This is a genomic window from Pseudomonas sp. GW821-FHT09C08 (assembly GCF_059418125.1).
The window spans coordinates 1,506,549-1,517,041 of sequence record NZ_JBWKPG010000001.1; the positions used below are offsets into that span (position 1 = coordinate 1,506,549).

The 10,493-nt window shown below is 64.8% G+C and carries 12 protein-coding genes; 7 read left to right on the top strand and 5 right to left on the bottom strand.

All coding sequences use genetic code 11. From position 1 onward, the window contains the following. The first annotated feature begins 160 nt into the window (after nt 1–160). From AC07OJ_RS06360 to AC07OJ_RS06370, 3 genes are all read left to right on the top strand, one after another. A complete protein-coding gene (locus tag AC07OJ_RS06360; RefSeq protein ID WP_495094222.1) occupies nt 161–652 on the top strand; it encodes a GNAT family N-acetyltransferase in 492 nt (163 codons plus the stop codon). Between the two features lie 70 nt (nt 653–722). Further along, complete coding sequence (locus AC07OJ_RS06365; RefSeq protein ID WP_495094223.1) at nt 723–1,109, top strand: hypothetical protein; 387 nt, start codon at nt 723–725, stop codon at nt 1,107–1,109. Beyond that, a complete protein-coding gene (locus AC07OJ_RS06370; RefSeq protein WP_495094224.1) occupies nt 1,090–1,512 on the top strand; it encodes a GNAT family N-acetyltransferase in 423 nt (140 codons plus the stop codon). Before AC07OJ_RS06365 ends, AC07OJ_RS06370 begins: the two co-directional genes overlap by 20 nt. On the opposite strand, the gene AC07OJ_RS06375 is transcribed toward AC07OJ_RS06370, so the two are convergent. Next, a complete protein-coding gene (locus AC07OJ_RS06375; protein WP_495094225.1) occupies nt 1,499–2,029 on the bottom strand; it encodes a GNAT family N-acetyltransferase in 531 nt (176 codons plus the stop codon). The genes AC07OJ_RS06370 and AC07OJ_RS06375 overlap by 14 nt on opposite strands. Before the next feature lie 57 nt (nt 2,030–2,086). Then, on the bottom strand, nt 2,087–2,644 hold the full coding sequence (locus tag AC07OJ_RS06380) for a hypothetical protein (RefSeq protein ID WP_495094226.1): 558 nt from the start codon (nt 2,642–2,644) through the stop codon (nt 2,087–2,089). Between the two features lie 125 nt (nt 2,645–2,769). Between AC07OJ_RS06380 and AC07OJ_RS06385 the strand changes: the two genes are divergently transcribed. Continuing rightward, entirely contained in the window at nt 2,770–3,447 is a 678-nt protein-coding gene (locus AC07OJ_RS06385; protein ID WP_106803524.1) for a class I SAM-dependent methyltransferase, read from the top strand. A 5-nt stretch (nt 3,448–3,452) separates the two neighbouring features. Here AC07OJ_RS06385 and AC07OJ_RS06390 read toward each other — a convergent pair whose 3' ends face one another. Both AC07OJ_RS06390 and dapF read right to left on the bottom strand, forming a co-directional pair. Continuing rightward, a complete protein-coding gene (locus tag AC07OJ_RS06390; protein ID WP_495094227.1) occupies nt 3,453–4,655 on the bottom strand; it encodes a TPM domain-containing protein in 1,203 nt (400 codons plus the stop codon). A gap of 45 nt (nt 4,656–4,700) precedes the next feature. Continuing rightward, nucleotides 4,701–5,510, bottom strand: coding sequence for a diaminopimelate epimerase (gene dapF, locus AC07OJ_RS06395; RefSeq protein WP_495094228.1), 810 nt, complete (start codon nt 5,508–5,510; stop codon nt 4,701–4,703). Between the two features lie 117 nt (nt 5,511–5,627). On the opposite strand from dapF, the gene AC07OJ_RS06400 reads away from it, so the two are divergent. Continuing rightward, entirely contained in the window at nt 5,628–6,662 is a 1,035-nt protein-coding gene (locus tag AC07OJ_RS06400; RefSeq protein ID WP_495094229.1) for an alginate lyase family protein, read from the top strand. Nucleotides 6,663–6,825: 163 nt separating this feature from the next. Here the strand turns inward: AC07OJ_RS06400 and AC07OJ_RS06405 are convergent, their stop codons facing one another. Beyond that, nucleotides 6,826–8,427: a L,D-transpeptidase family protein gene (locus AC07OJ_RS06405; RefSeq protein ID WP_106803520.1), complete on the bottom strand. Its 1,602-nt coding sequence runs from the start codon at nt 8,425–8,427 to the stop codon at nt 6,826–6,828. 40 nt (nt 8,428–8,467) lie between these two features. Here AC07OJ_RS06405 and AC07OJ_RS06410 point away from each other — a divergent pair, with 40 nt between their 5' ends. Next, a complete protein-coding gene (locus tag AC07OJ_RS06410) occupies nt 8,468–9,181 on the top strand; it encodes a murein L,D-transpeptidase catalytic domain family protein (RefSeq protein WP_065907619.1) in 714 nt (237 codons plus the stop codon). Between the two features lie 29 nt (nt 9,182–9,210). Then, nucleotides 9,211–9,957 (top strand): creatininase family protein, encoded by a 747-nt coding sequence (locus AC07OJ_RS06415; RefSeq protein WP_065907618.1) that lies wholly within the window; start codon nt 9,211–9,213, stop codon nt 9,955–9,957. Nucleotides 9,958–10,493: the final 536 nt, after the last annotated feature.

Sequence of the window (10,493 nt, forward strand, 5' to 3'; positions counted from 1 at the left end):
CGAAGAAAATGCCAGCAATGCCGCCGCCTTCTCCATCTCGCCGGGCTTCGACAGTTGCTCCCAGATTTTGCTTGTGTGCTCGCCGCAGCCCCCCGCCATGGCGATGGCTGGGGCACGCCGTTATCATGGGGTCTTTCGCTCAACCCTCCAGGAAACGCCCATGCCCGCCCTCACCTTCCGCAACGCCCTGCCCGCCGATGCTGCCCGTTGCTTCGAGATTGAAATCACCGCCTACGAAGGCGACGAGGCCGCGACTCTGGAGAAGATCGCCACGCGCATTGCGCAGTACCCGCAGGGCTTCTTGATTCTGGAAGCCGATGGCGAGGTGGTGGGCTTTATCAACTCGGGTTGCGCCCATGACGTGGTGATGTCGGACGAAGCGTTCAAGGAGTTGGTGGGCCATTCGGCCGAGGCACCGAATGTGGTGATCATGTCGGTGGTGGTCGACCCGGCGCATCAGGGCCAGGGCTATTCCAAGCGACTGATGACCGAGTTTGTGCAGCGCATGCAGGTGCTGGGCAAGCAGACGATTCACTTGATGTGCAAGGAACAGCATGTGCCGTTGTACACCCGCATGGGCTACACCTACGTGCGCCCTTCGCCTTCGGATCACGGCGGGATGGCGTGGCATGAAATGGTGATGGCTTTTTAATAGCAACGCTTGGAACTTATGCTGTTGGCGACGTCCAACAAGGCACCACGAATTGACTCGGAGTGCCTTGATGTCCAGGAATCGGATTAGCCGCGTTACCGCTGTGTTGTTCGCCGCCACCTTGATCTCGACCGTGCCGTTGGCCCTCGGCGCCACGGCCCAGGACATTGAACACCTACGCAACGGTTCCTTCGCACAGTTTCAGCGCGAAGCCAGCCAACGAGCCGATGAGCAAGCGCGGCAGAACCGCGAGCAGATGCGTCAGTTTGCCGAGCAGAATCGCCAGCAGATGAAGGACATGGAAGCGCAAATGCACCGCGACCAACAGGCGCGTGAAGAGGCCGACAACAAAGCACGCCTGGCGGCCCGGGAGAAGCAATTGGAAGAGGAGGCAATGCAGGCTAAAGTGCCTGCCTCCTCGACTGAGATACCCGACGATGACGCCACCGCTCATTGAAATCAGCGACCACGCCAACCCCGACGCCGAGCGCCTCCTCGGCAACGGCCTCGCCGCCTTCAATACGGCCGCCACCGGCGGCAACGACCGCCGGCCGCTGAACGTGCTGATCAAGGATGCCAGCGGGCAAATCCTCGGTGGCATCACCGGCAAGACCACCCTGGGCACCGCCTTCCTCGACCTCTTCCACCTGCCCGAGGCCCTGCGCGGCAGCGGCCTGGGCAGCCAGTTGCTGTACGCCTTCGAAGACGAAGCACGGCGGCGCGGTTGTACCAATGCGGTGCTCTACACCCTCAGCTTCCAGGCACCGGGTTTCTACGAGCGGCATGGTTGGCTGCGCTTTGGTGAGATCCCGTGTGAACCGGCTGGCAGCTGTCGCGTATTTCTATCTAAGCGGCTGTAGCGTCCAGGGCTTTGCCGAACAAGCGGTTCTCATGGGTTTCGCCCTGGAACGTGTACGTCGGCGCGCCCAGCACGGCGTAGCCGCGCCGAGGATAGAACCCCAGCGCCCGCGCATTCCCCGCCCACACCGTCGCCCACAACAACGCAGCACCCGCCGATGCCGCGCGCTCCTCCGCCGCGTGCAGCAATTGATTGCCGATACCCCGCCCGGTGAACCGCTCCTGGATGTACAGGCGTTGCAGTTCGGCGACGTTGGCCGCGTCGATCATCGCGTGGCCGGCCTCGAGTTGGATCTGGGCAAAGCCGACCAAGTGGTTATTCACCTCGGCCACGATCAATACCGTGCCCGGTTCGGCGATCAGTTGGGCGATGGATTCCGGTGCAAAGGCGTGCAGCGCTTCCTTGGCGATGGCGCTGCGGATGCCTTCGGTGGCGTAGGTGTCGAGGAACACCTGCATGCCCAGCACGCCGATGCACAGGGCGTCCTGGGGGATCGCGTCGCGAATCAGGCAGGTCATGGCAGGCGGGCCTTCAGCACGTGATGGCCGGCCGTTTGCGCACACAGGCCGTGGGCATCAATCATTGGAGATCAACGTGCCGGTGCCGGCGCTGGGATAGATGATCTCCTGGGAGTCGAGGTCCTTGATGCTCGAATAGGTGCGGTATTGAGTGCTGTAGTTCGGCCCCACACCGCGGGTGCTGGCGGTCAGGCGGTAGCTGACCAGGTAGCGTCTGCCGGCCTTGAACTCCACGTCGTCCGCGCCTTCGTTGCAGAACGCGCCGCCGGTGCCGAGGGCGTTCATCGACACGTTGCACCAGCGCAGCGAGTGTTTGCCTGGGCTGAGCTTGAGGGCCTGTTCGCCGCTCACGTTGAGAATCGACTGGCGACCCGCCCCCGGCAACGTCACGCCGTCGACTTCCACCGCAAGTGCCAGGCGGTGAAACGGCACGCCCAGTTCGCGTTCGCGCCAGGTGTCGAAGTACACCAGCACCGCGTCCGGCGCGTTGTTGGAGAGGTCGACAGGGTGGAGTTTTTCCGACGCCCAGTCGCCCTGGTAGTTCTTGTAGTGGTAGTCGGAGCAGGCGCCGAGCAGTGGCAGGGTCAAGATGGCAGCGAGTTTCAGCAGTTTCATCGGGGGGAACGGTCCTTGTGGTCGATGAGATCCTATCGACATCATCGTGGATTTCTTGAACCGATTGCCACTGCCGATTTGCCACAGTAGGGTTTAGCCCTCGCCAATCCCGCAGGAGCCCTGCCATGAGCTTTTTTTCCGACCCCGACGCCGTCGCCCGTTACGCCGAAGGCCCTGTGCGCCTGGTGCCGGGCTTCGATGGCCTGCAGCGCATGACCACCCTCCTGCTGCGCGAAAGCGTGCCGGCCACCGGCACGGTCCTGGTACTCGGCGCGGGTGGCGGCCTGGAGTTGAAGCGCTTTGCCGACGCCGAGCCGGGTTGGCGCTTTGTGGGGGTGGACCCGGCGGCCGAGATGTTGAAACTGGCGCAGGCGACATTGGGCCCGCTGAATGAGCGCGTCGACTTGCACGAGGGTTACATCGACACGGCGCCGCTGGGGCCGTTCGATGGGGCCACGTGCTTGCTGACCTTGCACTTCATCCCGCAGGAGCAGCGCCTGCAAACCCTCAAGGCATTGTGGCAGCGCTTGCTGCCAGGGGCACCGTTGATTGTGGCGCACCACAGCTTCCCGCAGGCCGCGCAGGACAAGGCCCGTTGGTTGCAGCGCTATGCGGCGTTCGCGGTGGATTCGGGGGTGCCGGCGGCGGACGCCGAGCGGGCGATTACCGCGATCAGCGCGCAGCTGCCGGTACTATCGCCCGAGACGGATGAAGCCTTGATGCGCGAGGCCGGGTTTGAAGGGGTGGAGCTGTTTTATGCCGGCTTCAGCTTCAAGGGCTGGGTCGGCTACACGCCGCGCTAGCGGCTTTACCAGCTCCCTGAAGCCCCGCCGCCACCACTGGAGCCGCCGCCACCGGACGAACTGCTGCTGGAGCTGGAGCTGCTGGAGCTTGAACCGGATGAACTGCCGCCCGAACCGGAACCCGAGCCGGCGGCGGTCTTGCCAAAGATGAACAGCGCCACGAACGAAGCAATCGGAAACGCCACCAGCCAGCCGTCACGCCCGGCGTCGGCGATCAACCCGGCAGCAACGTACACCGCGACCGCCGCCAGCAGCCGCACGGCAAACCCCACGGGGCTGGTCTTCCAGGCGTCTCTCATGACCACCCACAGCGCCAGGTACGCCCCCAGCACGGCCAGCGCGCCCAGGGGCAAGGCCAGCCAATGGACAAAGCTGACCGCCACGAAACGGTCCGCCACTAGCAAAGCCGCGATGTAGGCCAGCAACCCGATCACGCAGTAAAACACCGTGCGCGCCAGCCACAAGGCGCCGAAGGTCGCGCCGCCGATCAGGATCGTCAACGGCAAGAGCAGCAGGTACATCGGCCAATCCCGCCCACCGGCCAGCGCCGCCAGCGCCACCGTGACCCCGACGGTGAACATCAAGGCCTGGCGCCAAGGCAGCTTGCCGGCGGCCATCAGCACGCCGCCGATGCCGCCGACGATAAACGCCAGCAACACCGCCACCGCCTGGGGATTGATGCCGGGGCCGGCGACCTTGGGCAAGTCGCCGCCGTCCACCAGCACCACCAGGTCGTTCACGCCCAGGGCCACGCCGCCGGCGAAGTCGCCCTGGCGAAATGCCGGGGTAATGTGTTCTTCGATGATGCGGTGGGCGAGCAGGTCGGTGACGGTGCCTTCCAGGCCGTAGCCGACCTCGATGCGCACCTTGCGGTCCTCCTTGGCCACCACCAGCAGGATGCCGTCGTTGACATCCTTGCGCCCCAGTTTCCAGGCGCGAAACAGCTGGTTGGCATAATCCTCGATGCTGCTGCCGCCCGTGGTGGGCACCAGCAGCACGGCGACCTGCGCGCCTTTGCGTTGCTCAAGGGCGGCAAGTTGCTCCTTCAGGCGGGTGGTGGTGCCAGGGTCGAGGGTGTTGGTGAGGTCGATGACCCGTTGGTCGAGGGCCACGCCGATCGGCGAAGTGTCGGCCTGGGCGCTGATGAACAGGCTGCAGGCCATCAACACCAGCAGACTCAAGACGGATTGCTGCAACCACCGCATCATGATTGTTACCTGAAGTTTCTTCCTGAAGGCGCCGACTTTACCTGATCAACACTCGAACGCGTAGGCGCTGCCCTGCATCACCGGCGCCACACTGCCGGTCAGCACTACACCACCCTGCCCGTCCCAGTGCACCGTGACCGTACCGCCATCGCACTGCACCTGCACGGTGGCGTCGAGCAGCCCACGCCGGATGCCATTGACCACCGCCCCGCAGCAGCACGAGCCGGACCCCAGCGGCACGCCGCCACCGCGCTCCCAGATGCGCAGGCGGATATGCCCGCGATCGAGCACCTGCACAAAATGCACATTGGTCTTGGCCGGGAACAACGGATGGATTTCCAGCGCCGGCCCCAGCGCCGCGACGTCGACGGCGGCGATGTCCTGTACAAAAAACGTGCAATGCGGGTTACCCATGCTGCACGCCGCAGGACTTCCCTCGATGGGCAACGTGCGCGTATCCATGGCCTCGGCAAGCGGCACCGCGGCCCAGTCCAGCGATGGCGCGCCCATGTCCACCGACACTCGCCGCCCCGCCTCGCGCACGCACGTCAGCAGGCCGCGATCGGTGCGCAGTACCACCGAATCGGCGCCGGCTTCATGCATCAACCGATCAGCCACGCCACGGGTGGCGCTGCCGCACGTGGCCAAAGGCGTGCCGTTGGGGTTCCAGAACTTGATGCGTGCGGCGGCGTCTTTGCAATCGAGCACCACCGCCAGCTGGTTGAAGCCGATGCCGGTGTGACGGTTGCCGAGGCGGCGGGCGACTTCGGGGGTGATCGGGTCATCGAGGCCACGGCGGTCGATGATGATGAAGTCGTCGCCATGGGCGTGCATCTTCACAAAGGGCAAGGTCATGGCGCGTCCTGGGATCGACCGGTGGGGGGCGCAAGCATACTGAGTTGACGGGAGTTTCATCAAACGCTCGCCGGCTGCGTGCTAGCGTGACGGGGTTCGCGTCCTGCAGAGCCTTTCATGAAAAAAACCATCTTGACCCTGACTGCCATGCTGGCGGCGTTTACCCATGCGGCCTCGGCGGCAAGCCTTTGCCAACCCGTCGCGACAAATCCTGCGTCCCCCGCGCTGCTGGCGGCGGCCCAACGTCACGTGGGTGACCTGCCCCAGCCCCTGGCGCATGTGCACACCGAAGGCACCCTGCCGCACCACGGCATTCGCGAGCAGAGCATCGCGGCCGAGCAGGACTGGCCGGTGATGCGCCAGGCGGCACTGGCCTGGCGCTTGAGCGGCGATGCGCGTTACCTCAAGCAGGTCGATGCCTACCTCGCCGCGTGGGCCGGGGTGTACCAACCGGACTTCAACCCCATCGACGAGACCAACCTCGACATGCTGATCAGCGCCTACGCGCTGACCGCCGACCATCTGAACCCGGCTACCCGCGAGGCCAGTCGCCGCTTGATCAGCCAACTGGGCAATGGCTACATCGCGGGTATCGAGCAGTTTCACCCGCCGAAAAAAGGCACGCAGACCAATAACTGGCAGAGCCACCGCGTCAAGTTGGTCAGCGTGGCGGCGGCCGCCTTGGGGGACCGGGTGATGCTGGAGCAGGCCTCTCACCTGTTCCAGCAGCAGGTCGCCGACAATATCCTGCCCGATGGCTCTGTGACCGACTTCCACGACCGCGACGCCCTGCATTACGTGGTCTACGACCTTGAGCCGCTGGTGCAGGCCGCGCTGGCAGCCAAGCCCTACGGGGTGGGTGGCAACTGGCTGACCACCACCGCCAATGGCGCGTCCCTGGGTGCCGCCCTCGATTGGCTGGTGCCGTACGCCACGGGTGAGCGCAGCCATCAGGAGTTCGTGCACACCCATGTTCAATTCGACAAAGACCGCGCCGGCGTTGGCGAGGCTGGCTACAACGGCGCCTGGCAGCCCAGGAGCAGCGCAAGCCTGTTTTGGCTGGCAGCGCAACTGGACCCGCGCTACCGACCCGTGGCAATGCAGCTCTCGGCCAAGCCGGCAGACTGGATCAGCGCCTGCTATCTGAAATAGGGCATCTGGCGGGCGGCTGCCGGGGCGGGAGCTGTTGCGGGAGCACGGTGTTCGGCGTCAGCCATCAGGCGGCGGATGTTGGGGGTGTGATGGGGCTGCTGCGCAGCCCAACGCGGGGCAAGCCCGCTCGCCACAGGAGCCCAGGGGCCAGGGTTGGGGTGGGTTAGAGGACGCTGCCCATCGCCTTCATCAATACCGGGTCACGCGCGTAGATGTCCGGCGCGTAGACCAGGTCGCCCTGGCCGTCGACCTGCACGGTCCAGTAGCCCAACAACACCGGTACCGGCGTGGCCAGGCGGAATTCGTGGGTCAGGCCGGTAGCCAGCAGTTCGTCGGTGCGCGCGCGTTCGGCCGGGCTCACCAGCAGGTCGCGCAACAGCAACGGCTGCTCGACCCTCACGCACCCCGAACTGAACGCCCGTGGCCCTTTGGTAAACAGCGGCTGGCTCGGGGTGTCATGCAGGTACACCGAGTAGGGATTGGGGAAGCGCATCACGATCTTGCCCAGCGGATTGCGCGGGCCGGCTTCCTGGCGCAGGAGAATATTGCCGGGGCGTGCCCAGTCGACTTGGTCGGGCGCCAGCGGGTGGCCTTGGGCGTCGAGCACCTGCAGGTTCTGCTGGCGCAGGTATTCGGGGTTGAGGCGGATCGCTGGCAACTTGTCCTCGCGCATGATGGTCGGCGGGATGGTCCAGGTGGGGTTGAGGGTCAGGCGGGTAATGCGAGACTTGAGCAGCGGCGTCTGGCGTTCGGCGCGGCCCACTTGCAGGCGGGTTTGCCACACCGGGATGCCGCTCTGGTACACGCTCAGTTGCGCGGCCGCCACGTTGACGAGCACGCCTTCGGGTTCCAGGTCCTGGGCCAGCCAGCGAAAACGCTCGAGGTTGATGCGCAGTTGTTCGCGGCGCACGGCCGGGCTGACGTTGAGTTCGGCCACGGTGCCGGTGCCGATCACGCCGTCGGCCTGCAGCGAGTGGCTGAGCTGGAAGGCCTTGACCGCCTTGACCAGCTCGTCGCGATATTGCCTGCTGCTGCCGGTCGGTGCCTTGGCCAGGTAGCCGCCGCTGTACAGGCGCCGCGCGAGCTCGGGCACGCGCGGGTCTTCCATGCCCGGGCGCAGCAGCGGGCCGGTGGCGACCGGGTCCCAATGCGGCAACGGTCGTTGGCGCACGGCGGAATAGGCGTTGCGCAAGCTGCGATAAAGATCGGCGCTGGGGCGCGCCTGGTCGAAGGCCTGGGCCATGTCCTGCAGGCCGGCGGCGGCAAAGGCCAGCACTTCGGTATCCGGGTCATGGGCCGGCGGCTGCGAGTGCCACAGGGGCTCGAAGCGCGACTGCTGCAGACGTCCGTAATGCAGATCCTGCAGGGCTTGCAGGTACTGCCGGCTGCTGTCGATATCGCTGCACAGCACGTTAGCCGTGGCGTCCGCCGCAGGCAGGCTATAGTGGGTGGGGTCCAGGCCGTCGTCAGCGAGCATCAGCAACTGAGCGTGCAACGCTTGCCGGCGCTCATCGGCGGTCCACACAGGCACATCGCCCTGCTGCTGGTAGAAGGCTTGCAGACGGGCCTGCACGGCGGCATCGATCTGCGGCGCCAGGCTGGGACAGACACTGGCCAGTTGCGCCAGGGCCTGCTGCACCGGCGCCGTGGCGACCAACGTTGGCGGCGCGACGGGTAACGCGGCGTCCGGCAGCGCATCGGCTGTCGCGACCAATGGTGCAACGAGCAGGCAAATGCTCAAGTAACATGCGTGTTTTTTGAACAATGGCTTTGCTCCAATCCACAGTGGGGGGGATGTACTGTAGATGCTGACTTTTTTCTGCCGCCTCGGTTTGATAGCCGTAAGCCTGGCCGCGTTGAGCAATACTGCGCTCGCCGCCAATGGCAACCCTCCTTCCTTGTATAGCAGCCTGGCGCGCTCGGCTCCAGAACTCAATCCCACTGTGCTCAAAAGCGCCCTGAGCGCGGTGCAGTGCGCGGTCAACAACGGCGAGGAACGCTCAGAGCGCCTGGCCGTCATTGACTATTCGCAGCCATCGACCGCTCGTCGGCTATGGATCTTCGATTTGCGCAAAAAGACCCTGGTACTGCGCGACCTGGTGGCCCATGGTGCCAAGTCCGGGGAAAACTTCGCCACCCAGTTTTCCAATCAGGAAGGCAGCCACCAATCCAGCCTGGGCCTGTTTCGAACCCAGGAAAGCTACCTCGGCGCCCACGGCTACTCGCTGCGCATGGACGGCCTGGAGCCGGGCTTCAACGACCAGGCCCGCGACCGCGCCCTGGTGATTCATGCCGCCGACTACGTCAGCCCCTTGTGGAGCAAGCGCGAAGGCCGTATCGGCCGCAGCCAGGGTTGCCCGGCCGTGCGCCCGCAGGTGGCACGCCAGGTGGTGGATAAGCTCAAGGATGGGCAGTTCATGTTTTCGTGGTACCCCGACCAGCGCTGGCTGAAGTCCTCGACGTACCTCAATTGCAAACCCCAACAGGTGGCGAGTAGTCGTACAATCCGTGGCGGATAGCCTGTCCCACAGATAAAAGAGAGCATCGCATGCTGCTACACAAATCCACCTGGATCGAGATCGGACAGTTTCTGGAACGCAGCCGCACGGTGGTGATCCCCATCGGCTCCAACGAACAGCATGGCCCAACCGGCCTGCTCGGCACCGACTGGATGTGTCCGGAAATCATCGCCCATGAGGCACAGAAAAACGCCGACATCCTGATTGGCCCCACTTTCAATATCGGCATGGCCCAGCATCACCTGGGCTTCCCCGGCACCATTTCGCTGCGCCCTTCCACCTTCATTGCCGCGATTGGCGACTGGGTGCGCTCGCTGGCGGGGCATGGTTTCGAAAAGATCCTGTTCCTCAACGGCCATGGCGGCAATATCGCCACGATTGAAGCGGCGTTTTCCGAACTGTACGCCGAGGCGAGCTTCGGCCGTCGCCCCGCCGGCTTTGCGCTGAAGCTGGTGAACTGGTGGGATCTGGAGGGCGTCAACGAGTTGGCTCACCGCCAATTCCCGGTGGGCCATGGCAGCCATGCCACGCCGTCGGAGATTGCCGTGACGCAATGGGCGTACCCGGAATCGATCAAGTCCGCCGACTACTCGCCGCAAATCGCCAACACCGGGCCGATCCGCGAAGCCCTCGACTTCCGCGCACGCTTCCCCGACGGACGCATGGGCTCCGACCCCGCGCTGGCGACCGTGGAAAAAGGCGGTGAACTGGTGGCATTGGCGGCGCAAGGGTTGGTCAAGACAGTCAACACCTTCAGCAACGAAGCCAAGCCCTAGGTCCTGCACCGACTAAAAATGTGGGAGCGGGCTTGCTCGCGAAGGCGGTAGATCAGTTGATGCATTCGCTGGCTGATCCACCGCTTTCGCAGGCAAGCCAGCTCCCACATTTGATCTGCGTACACCCGGGGTCTCAGGCCCCATCCCAAACCCCTGTGGGCAAGGGCTGGCCAGCACTTTCAGCCTCGCAGCCACCCCCCGATCCCTGCACACATCAAAAAATGTGGGAGCGGGCTTGCTCGCGAAGGCGGTGTGCCAGTTGATGCATTCGCTGGCTGACCCAGCGCTTTCGCAGGCAAGCCAGCTCCCACACTTGATCTGCGTACACCCGGGGTCTCAGGCCCCTCCCAATCCCCCGTGGGCAAGGGCTGGCCAACACTTTCAGCCTCGCAGCCAACCCCCGAGCCCTGCACACATCAAAAAAATGTGGGAGTGGGCTTGCCCGCGAAGGCGGTGTGCCAGTTGATGCATTCGCTGGCTGATCCACCGCTTTCGCAGGCAAGCCAGCTCCCACATTTGATCTGCGTACACCCGGG